The 23,710-nt window shown below is 46.3% G+C and carries 24 protein-coding genes and 5 pseudogenes; 13 read left to right on the top strand and 16 right to left on the bottom strand.

The features are described from left to right. Positions 1-80 precede the first annotated feature (80 nt). Positions 81-950: pseudogene (locus tag DSM107010_RS30450) on the top strand (amidohydrolase family protein); the annotation flags it as partial. Positions 951-1,190: 240 nt separating this feature from the next. Beyond that, positions 1,191-1,631 (top strand): CoA-binding protein, encoded by a 441-nt coding sequence (locus tag DSM107010_RS30445; RefSeq protein WP_106167654.1) that lies wholly within the window; start codon positions 1,191-1,193, stop codon positions 1,629-1,631. On the opposite strand, the gene DSM107010_RS30440 is transcribed toward DSM107010_RS30445, so the two are convergent. The 5 genes from DSM107010_RS30440 to DSM107010_RS30420 form a co-directional block, all read right to left on the bottom strand. Beyond that, the gene (locus DSM107010_RS30440; protein ID WP_106167653.1) at positions 1,620-1,877 is read right to left on the bottom strand and encodes a hypothetical protein; all 258 of its coding nucleotides are present in this window, start codon (positions 1,875-1,877) and stop codon (positions 1,620-1,622) included. The genes DSM107010_RS30445 and DSM107010_RS30440 overlap by 12 nt on opposite strands. 176 nt (positions 1,878-2,053) lie before the next feature. Next, positions 2,054-2,545: a phycocyanin subunit alpha gene (gene cpcA, locus DSM107010_RS30435; RefSeq protein ID WP_106167652.1), complete on the bottom strand. Its 492-nt coding sequence runs from the start codon at positions 2,543-2,545 to the stop codon at positions 2,054-2,056. A 67-nt stretch (positions 2,546-2,612) separates the two neighbouring features. Continuing rightward, complete coding sequence (locus DSM107010_RS30430) at positions 2,613-3,134, bottom strand: phycocyanin subunit beta (RefSeq protein WP_106167651.1); 522 nt, start codon at positions 3,132-3,134, stop codon at positions 2,613-2,615. A 594-nt stretch (positions 3,135-3,728) separates the two neighbouring features. Then, on the bottom strand, positions 3,729-4,013 hold the full coding sequence (locus DSM107010_RS30425) for a hypothetical protein (protein WP_106167650.1): 285 nt from the start codon (positions 4,011-4,013) through the stop codon (positions 3,729-3,731). A 377-nt stretch (positions 4,014-4,390) separates the two neighbouring features. Next, positions 4,391-4,897 carry a protein tyrosine phosphatase family protein gene (locus DSM107010_RS30420; RefSeq protein ID WP_241994412.1) on the bottom strand — a complete coding sequence of 169 codons (507 nt, stop codon included), beginning with the start codon at positions 4,895-4,897 and terminating at the stop codon, positions 4,391-4,393. A gap of 500 nt (positions 4,898-5,397) precedes the next feature. Between DSM107010_RS30420 and fosX the strand changes: the two are divergent. The 3 genes and pseudogenes from fosX to DSM107010_RS30400 all read left to right on the top strand — a co-directional run bounded on the left by fosX (position 5,398) and on the right by DSM107010_RS30400 (position 8,128). Continuing rightward, positions 5,398-5,766: pseudogene (fosX, locus tag DSM107010_RS43235) on the top strand (FosX/FosE/FosI family fosfomycin resistance hydrolase). Between the two features lie 83 nt (positions 5,767-5,849). Then, positions 5,850-7,070 carry a glutathione S-transferase family protein gene (locus DSM107010_RS30405; RefSeq protein ID WP_106167656.1) on the top strand — a complete coding sequence of 407 codons (1,221 nt, stop codon included), beginning with the start codon at positions 5,850-5,852 and terminating at the stop codon, positions 7,068-7,070. A gap of 143 nt (positions 7,071-7,213) precedes the next feature. Continuing rightward, positions 7,214-8,128 (top strand): TauD/TfdA dioxygenase family protein, encoded by a 915-nt coding sequence (locus DSM107010_RS30400; protein ID WP_106167649.1) that lies wholly within the window; start codon positions 7,214-7,216, stop codon positions 8,126-8,128. A gap of 6 nt (positions 8,129-8,134) precedes the next feature. On the opposite strand, the gene DSM107010_RS30395 is transcribed toward DSM107010_RS30400, so the two are convergent. The 3 genes from DSM107010_RS30395 to DSM107010_RS30385 all read right to left on the bottom strand — a co-directional run bounded on the left by DSM107010_RS30395 (position 8,135) and on the right by DSM107010_RS30385 (position 10,264). Then, the gene (locus tag DSM107010_RS30395; RefSeq protein WP_106167655.1) at positions 8,135-8,488 is read right to left on the bottom strand and encodes a DOPA 4,5-dioxygenase family protein; all 354 of its coding nucleotides are present in this window, start codon (positions 8,486-8,488) and stop codon (positions 8,135-8,137) included. A 168-nt stretch (positions 8,489-8,656) separates the two neighbouring features. Beyond that, positions 8,657-9,520: a CmcJ/NvfI family oxidoreductase gene (locus DSM107010_RS30390; protein ID WP_106167648.1), complete on the bottom strand. Its 864-nt coding sequence runs from the start codon at positions 9,518-9,520 to the stop codon at positions 8,657-8,659. 75 nt (positions 9,521-9,595) lie between these two features. Next, the gene (locus DSM107010_RS30385; RefSeq protein ID WP_106167647.1) at positions 9,596-10,264 is read right to left on the bottom strand and encodes a glutathione S-transferase family protein; all 669 of its coding nucleotides are present in this window, start codon (positions 10,262-10,264) and stop codon (positions 9,596-9,598) included. Positions 10,265-10,543: 279 nt separating this feature from the next. Here DSM107010_RS30385 and DSM107010_RS30380 point away from each other — a divergent pair, with 279 nt between their 5' ends. The 3 genes from DSM107010_RS30380 to DSM107010_RS30370 all read left to right on the top strand — a co-directional run bounded on the left by DSM107010_RS30380 (position 10,544) and on the right by DSM107010_RS30370 (position 13,770). Then, the gene (locus DSM107010_RS30380; RefSeq protein ID WP_106167646.1) at positions 10,544-11,374 is read left to right on the top strand and encodes a dienelactone hydrolase family protein; all 831 of its coding nucleotides are present in this window, start codon (positions 10,544-10,546) and stop codon (positions 11,372-11,374) included. 88 nt (positions 11,375-11,462) lie between these two features. Then, positions 11,463-12,152 (top strand): SDR family NAD(P)-dependent oxidoreductase, encoded by a 690-nt coding sequence (locus DSM107010_RS30375; RefSeq protein ID WP_106167645.1) that lies wholly within the window; start codon positions 11,463-11,465, stop codon positions 12,150-12,152. 469 nt (positions 12,153-12,621) lie between these two features. Further along, on the top strand, positions 12,622-13,770 hold the full coding sequence (locus tag DSM107010_RS30370; protein WP_127024688.1) for an LLM class flavin-dependent oxidoreductase: 1,149 nt from the start codon (positions 12,622-12,624) through the stop codon (positions 13,768-13,770). 123 nt (positions 13,771-13,893) lie between these two features. Here the strand turns inward: DSM107010_RS30370 and DSM107010_RS30365 are convergent, their stop codons facing one another. From DSM107010_RS30365 to DSM107010_RS30355, 3 genes are all read right to left on the bottom strand, one after another. After that, complete coding sequence (locus tag DSM107010_RS30365) at positions 13,894-14,388, bottom strand: MarR family winged helix-turn-helix transcriptional regulator (RefSeq protein WP_181246405.1); 495 nt, start codon at positions 14,386-14,388, stop codon at positions 13,894-13,896. A gap of 100 nt (positions 14,389-14,488) precedes the next feature. Further along, complete coding sequence (locus DSM107010_RS30360; RefSeq protein WP_106168314.1) at positions 14,489-15,340, bottom strand: ABC transporter permease; 852 nt, start codon at positions 15,338-15,340, stop codon at positions 14,489-14,491. Further along, positions 15,297-16,133: an ABC transporter ATP-binding protein gene (locus DSM107010_RS30355; protein WP_106168313.1), complete on the bottom strand. Its 837-nt coding sequence runs from the start codon at positions 16,131-16,133 to the stop codon at positions 15,297-15,299. Before DSM107010_RS30355 ends, DSM107010_RS30360 begins: the two co-directional genes overlap by 44 nt. 234 nt (positions 16,134-16,367) lie before the next feature. On the opposite strand from DSM107010_RS30355, the gene DSM107010_RS30350 reads away from it, so the two are divergent. After that, entirely contained in the window at positions 16,368-17,240 is an 873-nt protein-coding gene (locus DSM107010_RS30350; protein WP_181246404.1) for an NADPH-dependent oxidoreductase, read from the top strand. Between the two features lie 114 nt (positions 17,241-17,354). Continuing rightward, positions 17,355-17,747 carry a hypothetical protein gene (locus DSM107010_RS30345; RefSeq protein ID WP_106168312.1) on the top strand — a complete coding sequence of 131 codons (393 nt, stop codon included), beginning with the start codon at positions 17,355-17,357 and terminating at the stop codon, positions 17,745-17,747. 19 nt (positions 17,748-17,766) lie between these two features. On the opposite strand, the gene DSM107010_RS30340 is transcribed toward DSM107010_RS30345, so the two are convergent. The 4 genes and pseudogenes from DSM107010_RS30340 to DSM107010_RS30330 all read right to left on the bottom strand — a co-directional run bounded on the left by DSM107010_RS30340 (position 17,767) and on the right by DSM107010_RS30330 (position 20,504). Beyond that, on the bottom strand, positions 17,767-18,318 hold the full coding sequence (locus tag DSM107010_RS30340) for a GNAT family N-acetyltransferase (RefSeq protein ID WP_106168311.1): 552 nt from the start codon (positions 18,316-18,318) through the stop codon (positions 17,767-17,769). Positions 18,319-18,382: 64 nt separating this feature from the next. After that, a pseudogene (locus DSM107010_RS43230) lies at positions 18,383-18,805 on the bottom strand (protein tyrosine phosphatase family protein); the annotation flags it as partial. 15 nt (positions 18,806-18,820) lie between these two features. Further along, positions 18,821-19,480, bottom strand: a pseudogene (locus tag DSM107010_RS43225) (glutathione S-transferase family protein); the annotation flags it as partial. 469 nt (positions 19,481-19,949) lie between these two features. Further along, complete coding sequence (locus DSM107010_RS30330; RefSeq protein ID WP_106168309.1) at positions 19,950-20,504, bottom strand: DUF2808 domain-containing protein; 555 nt, start codon at positions 20,502-20,504, stop codon at positions 19,950-19,952. Positions 20,505-21,533: 1,029 nt separating this feature from the next. Here DSM107010_RS30330 and DSM107010_RS30325 point away from each other — a divergent pair. The 3 genes and pseudogenes from DSM107010_RS30325 (at position 21,534) to DSM107010_RS30315 (ending at position 23,005) form a co-directional block, all read left to right on the top strand. Further along, entirely contained in the window at positions 21,534-22,079 is a 546-nt protein-coding gene (locus tag DSM107010_RS30325; RefSeq protein WP_106168308.1) for an MgtC/SapB family protein, read from the top strand. A gap of 246 nt (positions 22,080-22,325) precedes the next feature. After that, positions 22,326-22,568, top strand: a pseudogene (locus DSM107010_RS30320) (aminotransferase); the annotation flags it as partial. Between the two features lie 107 nt (positions 22,569-22,675). Beyond that, entirely contained in the window at positions 22,676-23,005 is a 330-nt protein-coding gene (locus DSM107010_RS30315; protein ID WP_106168307.1) for a hypothetical protein, read from the top strand. 50 nt (positions 23,006-23,055) lie between these two features. On the opposite strand, the gene DSM107010_RS30310 is transcribed toward DSM107010_RS30315, so the two are convergent. Continuing rightward, complete coding sequence (locus DSM107010_RS30310) at positions 23,056-23,493, bottom strand: Rrf2 family transcriptional regulator (protein ID WP_015152938.1); 438 nt, start codon at positions 23,491-23,493, stop codon at positions 23,056-23,058. Positions 23,494-23,710 lie beyond the last annotated feature (217 nt).

The raw sequence follows: 23,710 nt of genomic DNA, 5'->3' as shown, positions 1-23,710 counted from the left end.
CGCTCTGCTATTTCCAGAATTTTTAGCCCAAAGCGCTTCTTAGTATTTCATTATGCTTTTATTAGATGCGTTTGCCCTGCTTCTACGGCTTAGATAGCGAATACGACTACGATCCTTTCTGGGCAAAGGTGGTCGAACTCGGCGTACCCGTCACGACTCATTACGGCAGTCAGGGCTGGACTGGGCGGAGTTCCATTAGCAACTACATGAACAACCACATCGGTCACTTTGCCGATGGCTCGCAAGCATTTGCTAAAGCATTGTTCTTTGGTGGTGTGACGAAACGATTCCCGCAGTTGCGGGTTGCCATGCTCGAAGGCGGCGCAGATTGGGGCGCTCACGTCTACATTCATTTGGTCGATCGCTTCTCCAAGCGCAATCTCAAGGGGCTGCAAAACTACAACCCAGCTTTGACAAATTCTGAGGAGCTATTCGAGCTATTCGAGCGTTACGGGAGCGAAATAACTAACGGACATTCTCTGAGCAAAGCAGAATTGACCGAGAGCGTTCTGGGATCTTCTTTCGGTCGTCATAGCCGTCAGCCTGTAGGCAGCGAGTTGGAAGATTTTGCCGCAGCTGGAATTGAAACGATTGAAGATATTCGCGATCGCTGGGTGAATAGTTTCTTCTTTGGTTCCGAGTCCGACGATCGCACGATTGCTGCTGCTTTCAATGACAGAGCTAATCCGTTAGGTGTCAAGATCAACGCCATTTATTCCTCGGATGTGGGTCACTGGGATGTCCCCGATCTCACCCTTCCCTTAACAGAAAGCTGGGCGCTGGTGGAAGAGGGCGTGATTTCCGCAGATGACTTCAGATCCTATGTCTTCGCCAATCCGTACAAGTTTTACACCCAAGCCAATTCCGATTTCTTCCAGGCAACGGCGATCGAATCTCTAGTCAGTACTAGCGAATCCAAACCCGCGAACAAGAACCTAGTCACAGCGTAATTGTCGATCCAAATTCCCCAGTCAGTCAAGTTTTTCTACAGATGGCTGGGGCGATCGCCAATACTTTTCAGCCAGTTACCACTTTACAGGACTAATCATCTAACAAAAATATTTAAACCCGATTGACCGCTCCTGGCGGAGTCTCTCTACGCAAAGCTTGAACGATATTATCCGCCGCCTCTAATGCAATGTCGCGGCGGATATCATGAATAGCAGAGCCAAGATGGGGAGTTCTGAACTATGTCTAGGTTAATTTTAAATGACAATACCCTAAACGAAATACTAACTACTAGCAAAGTTATCGCTGTTGTCGGACACTCCGACAAACCAGAACGTACGAGTTACCAAATTGCTCAATTCTTACGGCAAGTTGGTTATACAATAATTCCAGTGAATCCATCAGTGAGTGAAATTGACGGACAACGCAGCTATGCATCACTGCAAGACATACCAGAACCAGTCGATATAGTTAATGTCTTCCGCCGCAGAGAGTACGTACCTGAAATTGTAGAGGAAATAATTGCCATCAGAGCCAAAACTATCTGGACGCAATTAGGAATTTACGACGCACCTTCTGCCCAAAAAGCTTCTTCGGCAGGGTTGAATGTCGTCATGAATGCCTGCATCAAAATTGAATATTATCGATTAGGAATAAATCACTCCAGCGAGTTACTGAACTAATTGCCAACCCCTCTTTAGTAGCTTTAAGTATGTACCGATGCCTACAGACAGCTTGATTTCGCGCTGTTTTTGCTTTGTGTACTGTTCGAGTTTTTCATTTACAGCTAGCAAACCGCAAGCATAGTCAATTTCTGCGCTGCCAACAATTTCTGGGAACTCATAAAGCGGACTAAACTGTAATTTATCCGCTGGTCTGAGATATAGAGTACCTTGCTGCCATCTCATTTTTCCGGTTTTCAGGTTCATACGTTCAGCTAGTGAATTTTTCCAATTCTACAGTAATTCTTGGCGACTAAATTCTGAACTTTCTGACAAAGTTCCAATTTAAGAAAAAGCTGTTTGCATAGTAAGTGAAATCAACTATCCCAAACTCACTATGCAAATAGCTAGACGCATTTGCAACTTATAAGACGAAACCCCTACTAACTCAAAGCATTGATGACATAATCTACGTAAGAATTCAGCTCAACAGCAGGATCGCCTGTTAAACCGTGATTTGCTTTGATGTGTTTGAGAGCTTCAATGTACCAGCTGGGAGACAGCTCAAAAGAGCTATTAATCTCAGCCAAGCCAGCAACGAGATACTCGTCAATTGGTCCCGTACCGCCTGCAACCAGAGCGTAGGTGATAATCCGCAAATAATAACCAATATCACGCACGCACTTCGATTTTCCTCTCGGATCGGCAGCATAGTTCGGACCTGGCAACTGAACTGTATAAGGAAACTTTTGGTAGACGGCGTTTGCCGCACCCTCAGCTAAGCTTTGGGCTTTATTAGATAATGTTTTTGCTGCTTCTAGGGATGCGGCTGCTTGACGAAAGCGACCGAAGGCGATCTGAAATTCAGTACTGCTTAAAAACCGACCTTGAGTATCCGCAGCTGCGACTGCTTCAGTTAAAGGTGTCTTTGCCATTGCTTGAGGTTCTCCTAATTTGACTTACTGTGTGTTAGTTGAAAAGATCTCTTGCGTTTGTCATCAATTAAGCAACTGATGAGGCAGCACGATCGAAGTAGCTGGATAATTCCGAAATCAACGAACTGCAATCGCCTTGAGTAATACCGTTGGGGTCGTTGACGATCGCAATCGAGGCTTCTTTCAACTTTTGGATACCAGTTGCAACTGAACTCCCAGGAACGCCTAGAGCTTGATAAGTCTCTCGCAAACCATTGAGAGCGCGATCGTCGAGTATGCTGGCATCGCCGACAAAAATGGCATAGGTAACATAGCGCAGGATAATTTCTAGATCTCGCAGACAAGCAGCAGCACGACGATTGGTGTAAGCATTACCGCCAGGAGCAACGAGCTGGGGTTGTTCCTCAAATAAAGCACGAGCTGCATTAGTCACAATTGTGGAAGCATTGCTAGAAATGCGGTTGACAGTATCTACGCGCTTGTTACCATCTCTGACAAGAGCAAGTAGTCCGTCCAACTGAGATGCACTGAGGTATTCTCCCCGCGTATCAGCTTGAGCAACAACCTTAGTAAAAGCATCTAGTACCATGTTTCTCTTCTCCTAAATGTCAATTGTGGAAAATCGGGTTTGGATCGCTTCTGGCTCAAATGAGTCAGCTTGAAAAGGTGATTGTTTTTTACAAAAATCTTTTCGGTTCTAACAGCGACCGAAGAATGACAAAGCAGAAGTTTAACTATCTCTCTTTTATCTGTCACTTCTCTCATTTCTTTGTACATTTTTAGTGTATTCTTTTTTGTTAAATTTTGTTTAGATAGATATTTCTACCAATCTGAATTGAGTTTTTTAAACAGCATCGATCGCGCCTGTCAAATACTCGCTCTTTTTTGACAAGTGACTTCTCGCATATTTGTTGAGCAGAAAATTCTTCAAAATTTGATTCAAGATTCGACTGAACAAATAATCGACTGAATCAGTTTATTTGCTTTGGCTCATTATCAGCAGCATCCGCTCGCTTCTAGTTTTAAATTGTGTAAATGCTGGTAATTCGAGATCCAAGATTTTCGGATCGAATGTACTATTAGCAGCACAAAAAGTTAAATCTTGTAAATGTTGTAATTCGCGAACGCGAATTCTACTTGCTAACCACTAACCACTTTGCACGCTGATAACTGATAACTGTCTTCACGCAGTGTAGCGACAGCGTTTACTGTTAACTGTATTTTCAGCTTTAGCTAGGAAGAATTTGCGGTAAAGCCAGTGAATATATAGGAAAACTACACTGACTATAACTAGGGGCATCAAGCGCAGAATTGTTGTATATGCCTTTGTTTGCCACCACAAATGTTGTATCGCTGTCACAGGTAGCTCTAAAGGTTTGCTACGCCACGTACTGAAAGATTTTATTGGTTGAGATTGGTAGGTGTTGACTGTAGCAGGTTTTCTGACTCTCAGTTGTAAATTTACCATTCTGGCTACTTTTGTATTTCTAATTACAGTAATTTAGTAAATCTATCGATTTACCGTAGATTAAAATTATGACATAGCTGACTGACAAAAGCAATTACGAGGCGATCGCCTCAGCTTGTGGTTACATAGATACATTTTTTGTAGTTAAATCCTTGTTGCTGTTGTGAATTAACCAACATAACTGGTAGCTGAATCAGAGTTGCAACTCCTGCGGCATTGCTTATACTATTCTTTAAATCTCGGCAGCAAACTTCAGAAGTAGAAAAAATCCAGACTATGGCACGAGAGATCGCCTTGAGGTGGCATCAATTAATTCTGGGCTTAGGCTGTCTGCTATTAATTATTGCCTGTAACAAGCTGAAAGTTGCGATCGAATCTCATCTGTCCGAGCGGTCAGCGATCGCAGCTACCTGCGTATATTTCTTGACATACTGTATAAACGATTCCTTCAGTTGGGGATTGACACAACTATAATTAACGAATTCAAAGCCAAGATGTCGCGCCTTTGCTAAGGTTTGCTCCGGTGTTAATCTATCCTGAATAGCAACACTTAGTAGGGCAATGACAGCCGAGCGAATACCTGCTGCACAATGCATCACAGCAGGTTTGGGGATTTGTTCCAGGTGCATCAGGATTTTGCTAACTAGTTCCTCACTTAATGCTTCTGGCTTGAGCGGCACATTCACATAGTGTAATCCCAACGCTTCAGCCACCTGTTGCTCGTCTGCTTTAAACCCTAGCTCGTCAGGCGATCGCAAATTCAGAACTGACTTAAATCCCTCTTGAATCGCTTGTTGAAGTTGTTCTGGTATCACCTGTCCTGTAACGGTCAAGTTTTCATTAATTCGTACTGCCTTAATCACATCTTCTCCTTTTGATGACAAACCTCTTCTGATGCCGCAAATCTACAGTTAAGTCAGCATGACGGAACAGACGGAACAAGCATAGCCTGTTTCGACCAAATTCCCCCAGCTATCTGTTAATTACTTACGAATTTGCTGTTTAGAGTTGGTTATCCAATTATTCCCAAAATAATACATATGTTTATCGGTAGACATACCGTAAATTAAAAATATTTATACAGTTTATTGATAAGTTAACCGTAGTTTATAAGAATATTACCAATGCGATCGCATACGCCCTTACCCAACCGCCACACGTAAACGTCAACGAAATTCTCATCCGACCCACCGAGCAAGAACGGTAACAGTATCTCAACTATGCAGTCTTTCAAGCGTAAACTACGATAAACTGATAGAATTAGCGTATTTTAGAGGTAAGAGTCGTGGCGCGATCGCTCTATGGAACACAATTCACATCACAAGGCGAGGTCGCGATTGAAGGACTGAGCCACATTACTTTCGTTGTCAGCGATCTGGCTCGGATGACGAAATTTCTGATGTATATCTTCGACGCAAAAGAAGTGTACTCTAGTGGCGACAAGACATTTTCTCTTTCGCCAGAAAAGTTTTTCCTCATCAATACTGTGTGGATTGCAATTATGGAGGGAGAGGCGCTACCTGACAAAACCTACAACCACGTCGCTTTCAAAATCTGAGCAGAGGACTTCGACAAATACGCTACTCGCGTGCGATCGCTTGGTGTGGAGATTCGCGAAAGTCGGAGTCGCGTTGAAGGTGAGGGAAGTTCTCTTTACTTTTACGATTATGACAATCACCTGTTTGAACTACACACGGGAACGCTGGCTCAAAGACTAGCACGTTACCTTCAGCAGCCACAATCTGAAAAGTAGTAGTGCGAAAGTATCGTCAGTCACGTTTGAAATCTCAATTTTGCTTAATTTGTATAGGAATGAGTTGGATCGAGAGGTACAAAATGTCGTCAATTCAAAATACAGGATCTAGCTGGGAGCAACTATTAGCAATTGCCCAAAAACATACCTCAGCTCGACGGGTACGTAGAGCGGGACAGTCCCCTTCTACCGCGCCAATTCCTAGCAGTCTGCATAAACTACCCCCAGAGACAAAACCACCAGTCCTGCTTTACCGCGATACTAACTCTTGGTGTCCTTTCTGCGAACGGGTTTGGTTTGCCTTGGAGGAAAAGGAAATTCCGTTTGAAACCGAGTTTATCGATCTGAGCAACAAACCCAAATGGTACACCGACTTGGTTCCGACAACCCTTGTCCCTGCAGCAAAAATTGAGGGCAAATTAGTTTACGAATCCAAAGATATTCTTTTAGCCCTAGAAGATCGATTTGGTCAAACCCTGCTGCCTGAAGATCCAGAGTCAAACGCCGTTACGAGGCAACTGGTTGAGGATGCCGACAAGAGTGGGTTTCTGGGTGCTGGGTACAAATTGTTGCGGGAAAGCACTAGCGATCCTCAAGTATTAGCCAATTTACAAGCAGAGTTTGAAGCCAAATTAGACGAGATCGAGCAAGCCTTAGCAAAATACTCAGGTAACTACTTTGTCTCCAGCTTTAGCTTGGTAGATATTATGTATAGCCCTCATCTCGATCGCTTGGCGGCTAATTTACCTGTCTACCGAAATTATCACATCAAGGGTAATCCCCGCTTCCCTCACCTCAATGCTTGGTTTGAGGCACTCAACCAGCGCCCTGCCTATCACCGAGTCAAATCAGACCCAATAACGAATAATTTACTCTTGCGCCGCAGATGGGGCGCTCAACCAATTGGAAATCTCTTACCACCAGATGCAGCACATAGTGAGGCAATTGAATATCGGGCAGAAGCCGCAGAAAGACTGAGCAATAATCGGGAAGCGGCGATTGGAGATATCTTGAAAAACTCTGGAGTGCAAGCTTTAGCAGTAAATGGGGATACGAGTGCGATCGCCCAAGCCGTCGATTTTCACCTCAAACTGCTGGCAGAGTATCTTCTGAACGGGAACGATAGACCCTTACCGTGGGGACGAGTGGGTGGCAAAGACAATGCCGATCCAACTATAGCGGCGGTGGGAGCCATTACCCTTGCTTATGTCAGGAATCGCATCTGTGCGCCTCGCGATATGAGTGCGGGTGCGGCTACGGCATTTCGAGCCGCTGCCGATAAAGTGTTGGCATCGCTCTACTAACTCACCAAACCTTCCTTTTTAATCTTGACTAAATCGGTAGATATACCGCAAAATATTCTCATCTGATTTAGTTAGTTCATCTAACAATCCGAGCTACTACCTACCTCTGCTCGCTCTACGTATTCCCACCAAAAAATTAACCTATGAGTCCAAAAAACTTTGAGATCCAACCCGTTGCAGGGCGCATCGGTGCTGAGATCGTCGGCATCGATCTGAGTGCTAGCCTGGGTGACGATATCATCAGCGAAATCCGTCAAACCCTGGTTCAGTACAAGGTGATTTTCTTTCGCAACCAGCAGCTCGACGCTAGTAAACAAGTTGCTTTTGCGCGTCGATTCGGTGAAGTGACCACAGCTCACCCTACAGTGCCATCACTGCCTGGACATTCAGAGATTCTCGATCTAGATTACGGTCGCAACGTTAACCGCGCCAACCATTGGCACACTGATGTGACGTTCGTAGACCGTCCGCCGCTCGGTTCGATCTTACGGGCGATCGAAATTCCTCTCTCTGGTGGCGATACAGTCTGGGCAAACACGGTAACGGCTTATCAAGATTTACCCACTCCGCTACGAAATCTTGCCGACCAACTTTGGGCTGTACACAGCAACGCCTATGACTATGCGGCTGCCACAATTGACCTTTCCGAAGAGTTTCGGGCTTACCGAGCTATCTTTGAGTCAACTGTATATGAAACCTTACATCCAGTTGTACGCATTCATCCTGAATCGGGCGAACGTGGATTATATATTGGTGGCTTCGTGCGTCGCTTGAAGGGCTTATCTCAAACAGAATCGGACGATCTTGTTAGGTTGTTGCAGTCCTACGTCACTCGCCTAGAAAATACCGTCCGCTGGCGCTGGCAAGAAGGAGACGTGGCATTCTGGGACAACCGCGCTACGCAACACTACGCGAGCGATGATTATGGCAGCCAACCCCGTCGCGTACAGCGAGTGACAATTGTGGGCGATCTTCCAGTTGGCATTGACGGTAAGCATAGTGAAGCCATTAAAGGAGACTCTTCAGCATACAATCGACGCGAAGCAATTGCTGCTTGATTTATCTCAAGTTGTCTTAATTGCTCGTAGAAATTCAATATTTAGCTTTAGCTTTTCTCCCAACCACAGAGCATGATTTGTATGGTCTGCAACATCATCACCCGTTGTTGAATGAACTAAAATATCCAATCCTTCCCGATGTAGCATTAACCAGGGAACGATCGCGCCAAACTGTTCTGGCTTGAAGGCAACTTGATACATAGCTTTGGGATGGGGACCAATCGGATTGTCATGCCAGCGTCCAAGCCGCACGTCGAACGCACTCAATCCTTCGCGTACCCGCGTCGCTGCTGCACGACTTTCAGAATCGTAATAAACATGAGCGTGAAAATCTGCAATCTCGGTTGTATCTCCTGACATCGCTGCTAACTCCACTCGCCCTGAACAGTGACCAGTTATCAGTGACCAATAACCAGTAACTCCTGAGTTGATTTGTCAGAGCCAGAGTTTTTGTGACTCATAGATTATCTCTGCGCTATCAATTGTGCTATCGATAACTGGTCACTGTCAAACTGGTCACTGATTTAATTAAGCGGGGTAAAAAACTAGCGTCCGCAACTCAATGCTTTCCCGTGCAGGTGCATTTGCTGGGCTAGTAGGGTCATCAAATGCAGTATGGGCAGCAAACCGTGCCCGTCCGTCCTCGGCAGAGTCGAAGCACTTGATGAGTATTGCCTCGTCCGATCGCAGTTGCGGAAAGTAGAACCATCTGTGGGTAGGATTGTAAGTAATCGCATAGGTTTCGCCCACGCGATCGCGATACACTAAATCGCCTGCAACAAGATCTGTTGGCGCGATGCTTGCCGCATCGCATACCGCCAATGGAGATGTTTGCAAGGGTGTGGCGATCGGTCGCCAGACATTAACGACAGCAAAACGATGCTGCAACAATGCTTCAGTATCTTTGATTCCCCGCGCTTTCAACTCGGCACGGGCGCGGCTGTAGCCAGATTTGGCGGTGAAGTCGTTGTGGACGCGCTTGACTGGCTCTTTGGCGTTACTTTCTCCCCGTTGCGATCGCTCGAGATTGCGAACGTTGTGGTCGAATACCACTACCTTAACTGCACCCGTTACCTCTGCCAGCAGTTTCTCTGCTTCAGGGTAATAGACGCGGCGTACCTCCTCCGAGTCATAAAAGTCGCGGACGCTGCTGGAGTGGCTGACCAGACTAAAACCTTGCCGATCTAAGGATAGATCTTGGGCGATCGCCCTAGCATTGTAAATCGGCAGCCTGCGCGTCTCGTAGGTTCCATTATGTCGAGGGATACCCGCTGGTGGCTCGTATGTGTAGTTTACGGGTCTTTCTGCCATCGGGATCAGATAATAGAGTTCCGCCTCAACATATTGCAGCTCGTCGAAAATGGGGCGTTCTAGAATCGGGGTTCGGCTCATAGTTGCATCCTTGTGTCAAGAAGGGAGTCGGGAGTCGGGAATCGGGAATCGGTTAAAATAACTGATAACTGATTGCTACCGCGCCACAGCACTGGGTTCACCCAGGATTTTAGAGAATCTTTCCACATAGAAACTAGTAGGATTTGCGACTGCCCGAATTGAGTCGCGATCGCGCACGATATTCCACCATTGCTGCAATCGAGGTGTTTGGGATGGGAATGAAAAATTCCGGAAGTGTTCTAACACGGGCAGACGTTCAAACCAAGGGTAAAAACTGATATCGACTAGACTGAAATTATCTCCTAACAAGTATTGACCGTTGGACTTGCCTAGTCCTTCTTGTTCGATATACAGTAGGGATTCTAAAAACTCTCTTTTTCCCTGTTCCTGTTCTTGGGTATTTTTCCCGCGTAAAAGTTTGTTAAATGCTGGTACGAGGCGAGTATTGGCGTAGTCAATCCAAATTCGTGCAATCGCTTTAGCTGCTGGATCGTGAGGTGATAAGGGCGGTTCTGGAAACACTTCATCGAGATACTCATTGATAATGGCAGACTCGTAAATTTGGGCATCTCCATGTTTAATGGCAGGGACTTTGCCATAGCGCGAAATCTTGAGGAATTCTTCTGGTTTACTCTGCAAGTCGATTTCAATCGGGGTAAAGTCGATACCTTTTTCCAGCAGAACAACGCGGGTGCGTTGAGAAAATGTAGAAGCTTTGGCAAAGTAAAGTTGTATGTGACTCATGACCTCATTTCCTATTGAGTATGCGGGCTGTAATGAATTGTCTCGTTCTGGATATGACCGAACGACAACTGGGCACTGGAGCACGCCCAGTTAACTTGTCAGTGGTAAATACTCTAATTGCAAAGTGTCTAGACTACGAGCAAAAGCTAGTACTGTTTGTCGGTCAGATTACCGTAGAATAATTTACGTCTATTATACAGTCTTTCCAGAAAGATTCAGTCTGGCGTTAATAAAATATGTATAACTAATTATTAGATGTTCTAATAAACTGTAAAGATAATGACAGAAATAACTCGCCGTAACTTTATCGCCACTGCAACCCTAGCAACGGGTTTTGCTTTAGCCGTGCAGCCTGTTTCTGCCAAAGCGATCGCTACCGATACTCAGGGATTGGTTGCGGGTGCGGTCAAAATTCCGGTTAAAGATGGTGAAATTCCTGCCTACAGAGCGCAGCTTAACACTGGGGGAAATTTTCCAATCGTTTTGGTGATTCAGGAAATTTTTGGCGTACAAGAACACATTCAAGATGTCGTCCGTCGCTTTGCCAAGTTGGGATATCTGGCGATCGCACCTGAGTTATTTGTACGTCAGGGAGATGTTGCGAAGCTCAGTAATGTTGATGAAATTCGCTCAATTGTTGCTAAAGTGCCAGATGCTCAGGTCATATCCGACCTCGATGCTACAGTTGATTGGGCAGTGAAGTCAGCAAAGGGAAATGCCACTCGGTTAGGAATTACGGGCTTTTGTTGGGGAGGTCGCATCACCTGGCTGTACGCCGCACATAATCCTCAAGTCAAGGCAGGTGTAGCATGGTACGGGCGACTAGTGGGTAACGATACCGAACTGACACCGAAGCATCCTGTTGATGTTGCGTCTATACTAACAGTCCCCATTCTCGGACTTTATGGTGGTAAAGATACGGGCATTCCCCTCGATACAGTAGAACAGATGCGCGATCGCCTCAAGTCCAGCAGCAGCAAATCGGAAATTATTGTTTATCCTGATGCACCCCACGCCTTTTTTGCCGATTATCGCCCTTCCTATCGCGAACGAGAAGCTCTTGATGGCTGGCAAAAGCTGCAAGCATGGTTTAAGCAGCATGGCGTGTGAGTCTGCAAATGTTTCAGTACCGTGTAGTAGTACGGGTAGCTACCAAATTTAGATTTTGGATTTTAGATTTTGGATTAAGGAACCTCTAATGTCAACCACAGCATTAATTGTAGGCGCTGGCAGCGGACTGAGCGCATCACTAGCCCGCTTGTTTGCCGCAGAAGGCATGACTGTTGCTTTAGCCTCAAGGCATACTGATAAACTAGGTATGTTGTCTGGGGAAATTAAAGCCGTCAGTTTTGCTGCTGATGCATCTAAACCTAGTGAGGTGGAGCGACTATTTCATGATGTCGAGCAAAAATTAGGAGCGCCAAAGGTGGTTGTTTATAATCCTAGCTGGCGAATTCGGGGATCGTTAGTCGAGCTTGACCCCGCCGAAGTTGCTAAAACACTAGAAATTACTGCCTATGGCGGTTTTTTGGTAGCACAAGCAGCAGCGAAGCGAATGTTAAAGTTAGGCGAAGGAGCGATTTTCTTTACAGGTGCTTCCGCCAGTGTGAAGGGTTATGCTTATTCTGCGCCATTTGCAATGGGAAAATTTGCCTTGCGGGGTTTGGCTCAAAGTATTGCCCGCGAACTGGCTCCCCAAAATATTCATGTAGCCCACTTTATCATTGACGGGTCAATTCGTTCTGCTACCCGTTTAGAATCACCCGACAAGCCCGATAGTTATCTCGACCCAGACGCGATCGCTCAAACTTATCTCAACATTCTACGTCAGCCTCGGAGTGCTTGGACGTGGGAAATAGAATTGCGTCCTTGGGTGGAGCCTTTTTGATTTATTAATGGTGCGATCGCGATCGATAGAATCGATTTCAGATTTATGGGATGGTTTAAGTTGCAGTTAAAGTAGACGCGATCGCTATTATTCTGAATTAGATGATGCAGTGAATTGCTGGTGCTGTTCTATGTAGCGATTTTTTTAGATTATAATTTCATAGGAAGATATACGAAAATTCTCAGCTTTTTATGATAGTTTTGGAGGCGATCCAAAACTATTTAATACATGGTTGAGAATATTCTTATAAGTTATACGTTTTACTTTGTCTAAGCTAGATATACGGAAAAAGTCTAGATATCATGCTATATAGGGTGAATATATGGAAAGTTTCTGGATATTACCCTGTATAGGGTAGTTATACGGAAAAAGTCTAGATATTATTCCATGTAAGCTAGATATATAGAATGTTTCCGTATAATAAATAGTTGGGCGGCACGGAACGAATGAACGACTATAAAGACTTACCATGCAGAACTCCCTGAAGCTCGGATTCTTCATCCAGCCCGTCCACCCGCCATTCCGTCCCTACGCAGACGTTCTCCGCGAGGACCGCGAAGCGGTTGTGCTCGCCGATCGCCTCGGTTATCGCGAAGCCTTCATCGGTGAGCATCTCGTCGATTCAGCCGAGACAATCACTTCGAGCCTCGCTTTCATTGCGAATCTCGCCGATGCGTGCCCGTCGATCACTTTCGGTACCGGCGTGCTTCCGCTTGCCAACTACCACCCAGCAATGGCGGCAGCGCAGGTCGCAATGGTTGACCACCTGGTGCAGGGTCGGCTCGTCCTGGGAGTAGGACCCGGTGTTCGCGGCGACGCGGAGGCAATAGGAGACCTAGGATCAGACCGCAACCGCAAGACCCAGGAGGCGCTCGACCACATATGCCGAATCTGGAGCGAAGAGCCACCATACCAGATCGAAGGCGAGTTCTACCGGACTACGACAGAGCGTTCGCTAGATCCAGGCATCGGGCTGGGCATCGCAGTTCGACCACTGCAAAGACCGCATCCGCCCATCGCAATCACCTCGATCCGTCCGGATGGACGGGGAGCACACGCCGCAGGCGCTCGCGGTTGGACCGGAATTTCGGCGACCTACTTGGGGAGGTACGCGATCCGCGCCCAAATCCAGAGCTACCTCGAAGGCAGGCTCTCGGCAGGTCTCTCCGCCGATCCCACAGGCTGGCGCTGTGCGCGCAGTGTTTTTGTGGCCGATGACGAAACCACGGCACGCCGCTACGCGCACCGCGAGGATGGCGCGCACGGCTTCTACTTCCACGTCATGAGGACCAAGCTCGCTAAGGCCGGTCTGCTGGATGTGATGCGCGACTTTCCCGACCAACCGGATTCCGAGCTCTCTACGAAGCGGTGCATCGAGCGTCTCGTAATCGCGGGAACCCCCCAGAGTGTCGCGGATCAGATTCTTGCATTCCGCAACGAGGTCGGCGCGTTCGGCACATTGCTCTACACGGGCCACGACTGGATCGATCCAGCGCTCGCCCGGCGCTCGATGGAGCTCATGGCGAACGAGGTCTGGCCCCGGATCGATCGGGCCGTGCATGGGACGACACCCAAAGGTCAAATTGACGGTAGGTTGGATGAAGACGGAAAATCTTAGACCCAGTTGAGCCGCCCAACAATCCCGTTGCACACCGACCGTATCAAGTTGGTTGGTGAGTCCGAAAAGTTACTAGCGGCGGGTGAACGGGGTCGCTAGCTAGATAGATTTGCATTCTCCAAATTACTTTGTGACAGCGCCAGAATCTTCAAACACCTGCTTGAGCAGAGCCAAACCCGTATCAATTTGGCTAATTTGCTCCTCGCTCAACGATTCGAGTAAATCGGCAATGTAAGCCCGCGTTTGTTCCCGCGCTTTCTGGAGATGCTCCTTGCCCGCTGGAGTCAGCTTCAATTCAACTCGTCGCCGCTCTTGGGGATGGTCGCAGCGATGGACGAAATTCCGCTGTACCAGTCGTTCGGTATTAGCAGAAGCAGTCGCACGGGTGACACCTAAATGCTCGGCAAGTTCGGATAAAGATGCCCCAGGATTGCGATCGAGAAACGCTAAAGTGCGGAATTGAGGCACGGACATATCAGTAGCATTAATCGCACGCATATCTGCCCGAATAAAACGCATGACCAAGGGAACAGCTTCCATGACTCTCGCTGCACACTGTTGAGATTTTTTTCGAGTTGATTTGGGCGATCGCATCTGATTTACTACTGTTCCAGGCATGAGTGTGGCTACGTATAGAGCCGTTACTATACTGTAGCTGCGATCGCGCCACATCTCTATTTTCATCTCAGCGACAGTAAGAAGGCGATCGCGATCGCGTTTACATTCCCAACTGGGGATACAGCCGCGCACAGATAACGGTTAGCACCGTCACCACAAATAGCAAAATCGCGCAATCCCAACCAAACCCATAAGCAGTAGTACTATTTGCCAACATCACGCCACGCAATGCATCCACCTGATACGTCAGCGGATTGAGATGGGACAGCACCTGTAACCAAGGTGGCATCAGGGAAATCGGATAAATCGCATTGCTAGCAAAAAATAGCGGCATCGACATGAGTTGTCCCAATCCGCCAAAACGTTCGCGAGATTTCACCAAGCAACCAACAATCAGAGAAAAGATCGAAAAACAAGCAGATCCCAATAAGACAACCAGAATCATACCCGCGATTGCTAGTGGATTGAGATTTAATTGCACTCCCAAGAAAAAAGACAAGATATAGACAAACACTGCCTGAGACAAGCTCCGTACGCCAGTTGCCAATGCTTTGCCCAATCCCATCGCGGCGCGGGGCGTAGGACTGACTAAAAACTTATGCACGATCCCCAGATCTCGCTCCCAGATGATTGCCATTCCGCCGTTGAAAATGGCAACGAACAAGACGCTTTGCGCTAAAATTCCCGCCGCCAGAAAATCCAAATAGCGCAATTCTCCGGTCGGAATGCCGCGAATGCGAGTGAATACTTGCCCGAAAATCAACAACCAGAGGACGGGTTGAGCGGCTCGCAGAAATAGATCGCTGGGATCGTGGCGGAGTTTTCGGATCTCTAGCTCGGTAATGACCAGAGTTTTCCGAATTAACTCGGCGATCGCCTCCGTCCAAGGTTGTCGGGATGCAGTGCCATCAGCCCAACCGTTTAGCCGTGCGGCGAATTTTTGAGGTTTCACGATAGTTAGCTCCCATATTGAGGCGATCGCCCGTGTAGTGGATAAATACGTCATCTAGCGTGGCGCACTCACCCAAAGATGCTTTGAGTTGAGCAGGCGTACCAACTGTAATTACCTTGCCGCCATGCAGAATTGCGATCGCGTCGCACAACCGATCTGCTTCTTCTAAAAAGTGGGTTGTCAGTACGATCGTCGTCCCGCTTTCTTGCCGCAGTTGTTGTACCAGCTCCCAGACAGAACTACGAGCGATCGGGTCGAGTCCTACAGTTGGCTCGTCCAAAAACAACACTTGGGGTTTATGCAGAATAGACTGGGCAACTTCCAAACGGCGGATCGTGCCACCAGAGTATTGCCGCACGATTCGGTGTGCCACAGACTGTAAACCCATGAATTCTATCACATCGCGAATTCGCTGCTGGCGCTGCTTTGCGGGAATATCGTAGAGCTTGGCAAAAATCAGCAAATTTTCATATCCCGTCAGATCGGCATCGGCAGATAAGGCTTGAGGCACGTAGCCGATCGCCCGTCGCACAGCCGCCGCCTGTCGCTGCACGTCCCAGCCTGCGATCGCTGCCTTGCCAGCACTCGGAGGTAGCAGCGTCGTCAGCATTTTAATTGCCGTACTCTTGCCCGCTCCGTTGGGTCCGAGCAAACCGAATACTTCACCAGGAGCAACAGAAATTGTTAGCTCGTCAACAGCCGTGAAGCTACCAAATCGACGAGTCAGAGCGCTTGTTGCCAAAATCGGTTCTGGCGACTGGGGCGATCGCCCAATACCTCCTGTCCATCCCATCAGCCCAGCGCCTCCATTAGTTAGATTATCTAAACGATCTTATTCTAACCGCATAGTTAGATTATCTAACAATAAGAGCGACTATGAATTTTATTAACGAGTAGACTTGAGTTTTGGCGGCAACTATGTCAAACTGCAAATTGAAATACGGTAAACCAATCGACAAATAGTATTATTGCTTGAATACAAATTTTGTTTGATATCGTATGACTAACTAGATCCGAGGTAATACGTGTGGGTGTCAGTCAGTCAAATCTAGATGGGCGATCGCCTACTGTTATTCCAGCTCCACAAACGCAGCTATTACACGAACGATACGGCGCTGCATTTGAGTTTGAATTCGATGATGTGTGGAACGATAGTCTGACTGCATTATTATCTCATCGCTCAGTCCGTAGTTACCTTGCTAGACCGCTGCCCGCAGGCACATTGGAACTTTTAGTAGCAGCCGCGCAGTCTGCTTCCACTTCGTCCAATCTGCAAACTTGGAGTGTCGTCGCCGTTGAAGATCGAGAACGCAAAGAGCGGCTCTCTCAACTTGCAGGGGGACAAGCACACATCCGTCAGTGTCCCCTGTTTCTAGTTTGGTTGGCAGATTTGGCACGTCTAACTTACGTAGCCGAACAGCAGGAACAATTCCATGAGGGACTGAATTACTTGGAGATGTTTCTGATGGCGGCGGTAGATGCAAGTCTGGCAGCACAGAATGCCGCGATCGCTGCCGAATCGTTGGGGCTGGGTACAGTCTATATTGGTGCGATGCGGAATCATCCCGAAGCAGTTGTAACTCAACTCGGTTTACCAAAATCTGTTTTTGCCGTATTTGGCTTGTGTGTAGGCTATCCCGATCCAGCTCAACCGACTGCTATCAAACCACGTTTGCCGCAATCCGCCGTGTTGCACAAAGAGCAGTATAGCTTGGAAACACAAGAGCGGGCGATCGCCGATTACAACGACATCATGGCAGATTTCTATGCCAGTCAGGGCATGAATGTAACAGGCAACTGGTCGCAACATTCTATCGAGCGCGTTGCAAGGGCTGAATCCTTACGCAACCGCGCTCGGCTAAAGGAAGCCCTTCATCAACTCGGTTTTGAACTGCGTTAACTACCAATTACCAACTACCAAATTTTGTTCCCTCTAGGTAAGGTGGGCATTACTGAAAAACTACCGTTCACTGCCCTGGTTGCTTGGAAAACCTAATCTCGCTACACAAAACCTATGGACGCTACAATGGCGATGCAACTGTTTCCTCCAACTATACAGGAGCAGTACCAGCAGATATCGTTATTGCGTGCGGTATCTTTGGCAATCTGCTTGGGCGTTGCAGAACTGAAACGCTTGATTGAGAACCTTTCTTTCCTAGCTAAAACAGGTTCCTTCGCGATCTGGACTCGCGGGCATACAGACGGGATTTCTCACTCTGACATCGTTCGCCAAGTTTTTCGCGCCGCCGAATTTGAGGAAGTAGACTTTAAGTTGACTCCGACGGGGGATATGGGAGTAGGTATTCATCGCTATCTGGGGGAAGGATTGCCTTTACCTCAAGACCAACAGTTATTCGTGTTTTCTGGCGATCCAAATAAATATAAACATGTCAGTATTAGTAAATAACTTCACTGCGATCGCTAATTCAAAGTCTCCAATTATTAAATATTGATTTTGGCAAAACTTTTTCAAAGACAAACGCATCATTAAATAATGTCTCTGGGTCGTAAATCAACTCACCGACCAATCGATAATCTTGGCGCTGATAGAAAACCGAGAGTTTCGAGTTCATCTTGACAGCATCAAGACGCACCGCACCACAGTCACTATTGATGGCAAGATTTTCAATCGCTTGCAAGCACCACGTACCCAATCCCTGCCCTTGCCAAGTTGGTAGCACAGCTAGCCGATGCACGTACATTGCCGACACATCTACTACTTGCCAATGGATCTTGCCATATCGGGTGTATTCTGATGGCATTTTCGTCTCCAAGGTAAAGGTAGCGACAACCTCTCGACCGACAGAAATGCAATAGATACGCTTGTCCTCTAAATCTTGGCGCATTTTTTCGAGGGGATAGGGCGGTAGCCAGTAGTCAAGCCCAAAGCGTTCTTGCAAATCTAAACCGCAAACCACTAGAATTTCGTGAAGAGATGGAATGTCAGCAGCCCTGACTGAGCGAAGCTTTAGTTCCATAGTGCTTTGTAACTCTTCGATTGGCGACGTGAATCGCAATAGAAACACCTCTATGGTTGGCAAACTAACTTTCTGTTTCCTGCTTGGTAGTGTAGTTTTCCAGCAGAAATTGCTGCAAGTGGGGTTGATTTAAATCGAGATCGACTTGTTGCGCTTTTTCCTGAATTTGCTCGTAAGTTAAGCCTTGTTGAATCGCAGTGGCAATTAAAGCGATTCCACCTGCCCTTGCCCCAGCAGCGCAGTGGATTAAAATTGGCTTTGGTAAATTTTCGGTGGCTCGAATTGCTTCTTTTGTTAGCAGCCGATCCGGTTCGGAAGGTCGCAAGGGGATGTTAGCGTAATCTAATCCTGCTGCTTGTGCTTGCTGTTGTTCGTCGCTGAGGAAGCCTGGTTCATCAGGAGAACGTAGATTCAACACCGACTTAAAACCTTGTTGCGCTGCTTGTTGCAACTGCTCTGGAGTCAGTTTTCCAGCTACGCTCAGCTCGTCGCTCACTTTTTTAGCTATGGGTGCGGCAAATCTAGCATATCGCTGGATATAGTATTCTGTTGGATTGGCGATCGCCAATACAGATTCGCGTTGACTTACTGCTTTCCGCCATTGCTGCAACCGCGTGAATTCAGGTGGTAGCCCAAAACCGCGATAATATTCGAGCGCCGACCATCTTTCAAACCAAGGATAGAAGGTGAGATCGACTAAACTAATAGAATTACCAAACCAATACGATCCTTCTCCAGATAGTGTTCCCAAACCCTCTTTTTCAATAAATTCTAATTGACTGTATAACTCCTGTGCCGCCGCCTTTTGGTGTTGCGGATCTGGAGAACGTAGCAGATTGGAATAAGCCCAGATAAACCGAGTATTAGCAAAATCGATCCAAATTCTCGCCTGCGCTCTATTTACAGGATCTTTCGGCAACAGTGACGGTTCTGGAAATACTTCATCGAGATATTCATTAATAACTGCCGATTCCCAAACCCGCACATCCCCATGCTTAATTACCGGAACTTTGCCGTAGGGTGAGATCTCTGTAAATCCTGCTGGCTTGTTCTGTAGATCGATTTCAATCAGCTCGAAGTCAATTCCTTTCTCTAGTAAAACTAGGCGCGAGCGATGAGCGTAAGGACAAACTGTGGCACTGTAAATTGTGATTTCCGCCATCTGTCAGACCTTCCTTGTTCGAGCGAGAGTTTTTAATTTTAAAAACCAGGTTAAGCAAGTAAAAATAAATTACTCAAAATCTTGGCATTTACTGAACGTAAATTGAATGCGATCGCTACTTTCAGATTGAATCTAACTTAGCTAGCTCGAAAGCGCGCTCTTGCTGCGAGCGGTCAAGTAACAATTACATCTTCAATCTGAGTCTAAAAGTACAGTAAATTGGTAGTTTAACCGTAGTTAATAAAATTAGTCATAAGTATGACATAGATAACTTAGATAAGCAAGTCTGGCGAGGCAATCCGAAACAACGATAACTTAGTCCATTAAGCACTCGATCGTCTAACTCTTTTATATGATGCTTTCGTTGAGAAGAGCAAAAATAAGTACACCCTGCAAGACTTGGTGTACCGTATTTATTTGAATTTGTTAGCGATCGCCTCTATCAGTAGAACTCTGCATTACGAACTGACTACTCCGAACTAATGTTCTGATAGAACTGTAGACGACCAGTACCGACATATTGACCGTTGCTCTGTCCTGCGGCTGGGAAGGTTCTTACCTGGAATAAGTAAATCCCATCGTAAGTAGGATTTCGTTCTGGTTTCAATCCGATCGTGACTGTCTTACCTGCTGGTACTGGTTGAGCGAACGTTACTGTTACGGTTCTGTTTTGGCGATCGCTCGTCACTTTGGATTCTAACGGTTGTCCTTCGCGTTTGGAGGTTCCTTCAAACGCACGACTATTGTTCTCGTCAAAGCTAATATTTTCAGCGCCTTGCGTCTGAGTCAAGGTGACTTGTTGGAGTTCCTTAGCAGTAGCAGGCACTTCTAGAGTGAAATAGTACGTTGCTTGCCGAACTTGGACTTCGTTGTAGGTTGTCCTGGCAGCAATCAGACGTGGAGGCTGAATTGAGGTAACTGTGGCTTCGGCTTGAGTTAGTGCTTGGGTGGTAAGTAGAGGTATCGAACACAATCCCGCACCGATCGCTAACAGAGTTTTGTAAAAAGTACGAACGTCTTTCATGTGATTTGAGAGTTAGCAACTTCTGTATTTCTGTCAATTAAACTTCCAATAAAACATAGCAATTTTGTGTCAGCATACATGAGCTACATAGCCGTTTATTATCTTTCAATAAATGGACGTGAGAATTCAATTTAAATTTTCAACTCATTTTTTTATTTGTTTCTCTTGCTGACTCCTATCTTAAGACATAATATGTTTTCTAACTACTCTGAAAAAAATGCAACAATATGCCTTGTATTCTAGCAAATTTTTGTAGTTTGACTAGAGCAATATTTCTGAACTAAATAGATGATTTTAGCGTAGAATGATTCAAGTTTTTGAGCGATCGAACGCACTTAAATTTCTAGCTCAATCTTTGTTATATATATAATTGGCATATCCACTACTTAGTTTAAAGGTAAACTAGATTGGTCTTTTTCTACACTAAATTGATGATATTTTTGGAGATTGGAACGCTTATTGTTAGCAAATCGATCTGTAGTAAGCTGATGAGTTTAACGTAGATTAAACTAGTTTTTTAAGTAATGCTATTTGAACTAAATTGATAACATTAACGTAGATTAAAATAGTTTTTAATTCTAAAAAAGTTAAAGCGTTGTTTTGGAACAAAGTCAGATCTCTTGCTTACCCTTGTCAGCCTCGCTCGCGTACCAACAAAAATAGAACTTTGAACAAATAATAGAATACATGAAGGTCGGTGAATGTCATTAGCTTAGCGAGTAAAAATGACAACAAGATGACAGCCCTCATGGAGTAGTATGCACCACTGTAATTGCCATTGGTGTTGCCATTGGTGCGATCGCGTTTCTTCGATGCTTGACAACATAGACTGATGCAAAGGTTTCATCCATCACTAATAGTTCTAATAGTCCAAAAATATTACTTGATATTAACCTTCTGTTAACCTAAACTTAATAAAAGGTAAACCTACCGAATTACAAACTTATTCAATTCTCCAGCCTTTCATCTACAGCACTCGTTGGATTGACAAGCAAAACTTCTTCCTAATTTCAAGCGGGGGTATCGGTAATGAGCATGATGTTCCTTCACTCCAATGATTGGTTGCACATTGCATTTAGGCTATCACTAGCGTTACTGGTAGGTTGCCTAATTGGTATTAACCGCGAGCGCAAAGGTAGACCAGCTGGGATGAGGACTTTCATGCTCGTCAGTATGGGAGCTGCCCTATTTGTGATGATTCCGTTGCAGGCTGAGGGAGACAGCCCTTATGCCGCGACTAATGCCCTGAGTCGGACAATTCAAGGAGTCACTACTGGGGTTGGCTTTCTGGGTGCTGGGCTGATTTTGCAACAATCGTCCAAGCAATCTGAAACTCCAAAAGTACGCGGATTAACAACAGCTGCCTCTGTTTGGATTGCCGCAGCACTGGGAGCAGCGATTGGCTGCGGTTTTTGGCAAATGGGGGTAATCGGAGCCTTGCTAACTTTGGTAACACTTAGCGGAGTCAAGCGCGTGCGGCAGTCAGTTTCAGGTCGTCTCGGTCAGGATCGACAACTAACAGATCGAGAGTCAATAGCTGAGATATGCGATTTAGAGCAGGAGTCGCAAGACTAGAAGCGATCGCTCGTCTATTTATACTGGTGCTTCCAACACTCAAATTTAAGATTTTTGTGCCATGTGAGAGATCTATGGCATACTTTATCGTGATATAGATACAGTATTACTATCGATATACCGTATTTTATGTTGTATTAATGAAGGAATTGGGGCGATAAGCTATAAGCCACCTGAGCTGTCCGTGAAGACAGTGGGGTAGGGAAGACTGAAATCTAAACTCTAAAATCTAAAATCCAAAATCGTATGACTCAGGCGCAGAAACGGAAAACCTCACTCAAAGCAGATCGATTTACGGAGTCCGTGATTCGGGAAATGACCAGAGTGGCATTACAATACGGTGCGGTGAATCTGGCGCAGGGATTTCCCGATTTTCCTTGCCCGCCCCAGTTGAAAAGAGCTGCTTGTGAAGCAATTGAGTCAGATAACAATCAATATGCTATTACCTGGGGCGATCGCTTGCTGAAATTGCGATCGATCCAAAGAGTCAGCCAAAGCAACTTGAGATAATTTGGCATCGCCTGCTAGCTTGCTTTCAAAGATTTCCGCCAAAAAGAGTCTTAACTTTAACTAACCAAACCATCTAGGAATCAATCGTGACAAATTCACCAACAGCCGAACTAGACTCGGCGATCGCCGTTCTTCAAGAGGGTGTGACATTCGCGCCACCACTGACAGCACTAAATTTAATTGATAGCTTCCAACAGCAGGTGCAGAATTTGGGCAACAGCGAAATTGCTAGCAATCTGTCTGCACTCAAACAACTTTTAACGAGCGGTAGCGCCACTGGTGCCGATATCGGTCAAGTTCTGGTGCAGCTCAGTTCCCAAACTACAAGCGCCGCCGAAAGCGCCGATCCAGATATTTCTAGTAAATTGCAGCAATTGGCTCAACTACTGAGTGAGGTCGGCAATTCGCTATCGTAAGTCACACAAACTCATGCGGCTCCTCGTCCAGGCTCGTTTGCTTGGGAGGACTAGATGTAGTACATATAATCTAACTGCCTGCGGGCAGCGACGCGATCGCATAAGTCTTGGAGCGTATAGTTTTGCCAAACTGCGTTAGCCGCCTGCTCAGCATTGTACCAAATTTCCTCAATTGCGCCTCTTTCCGCCTCTTCGGAAGTGGTCTTCTCTACCGATGGCACGATGTCTAATCCCTCAATACAGCGCAAAGCATCTAGCAACGTAATCTGGCTTGGTTCTCGTGCCAAGATGTAACCACCTTTGGCTCCACGTATACCCTTGATTAGTCCGCCTCGCCGCAAGATTGCCAGCAGTTGATCGAGATAACGCTCTGGGATATCTCGTCTGGCTGCTATCTGTCGAATTTGGAGTAACTGAGCGCTCTGATAGGCATTCGCCAACTCTAGCAGAGCCAGCAGCGCATATTCAGATTTGCTCGAAAGTTCCATGAGGAAAAACTAGCCGGAAAGTACAATGTTTTCACTTTAAGCGACGAGATGACACCAAGCAAATAGAGTTTCTTGTCAAAATGATAAACAAAATTAATCGATCTTGACTAGCATACAGCTAATGACGCTTACTAGAAAGGGTATTGTCAACTTAACTCGCAAGCAGGATGATGGTAGTGGCTCAAATCAGCTCGCGACTGCTTGTCCATGTACTCCC

The sequence above is a fragment of the Chroococcidiopsis cubana SAG 39.79 genome (assembly GCF_003991895.1).
Lineage (GTDB): Bacteria > Cyanobacteriota > Cyanobacteriia > Cyanobacteriales > Chroococcidiopsidaceae > Chroococcidiopsis > Chroococcidiopsis thermalis.
The sequence above is the reverse complement of the archived record's forward strand: the minus strand, read 5'-3'. Positions and strand labels throughout refer to the sequence as shown.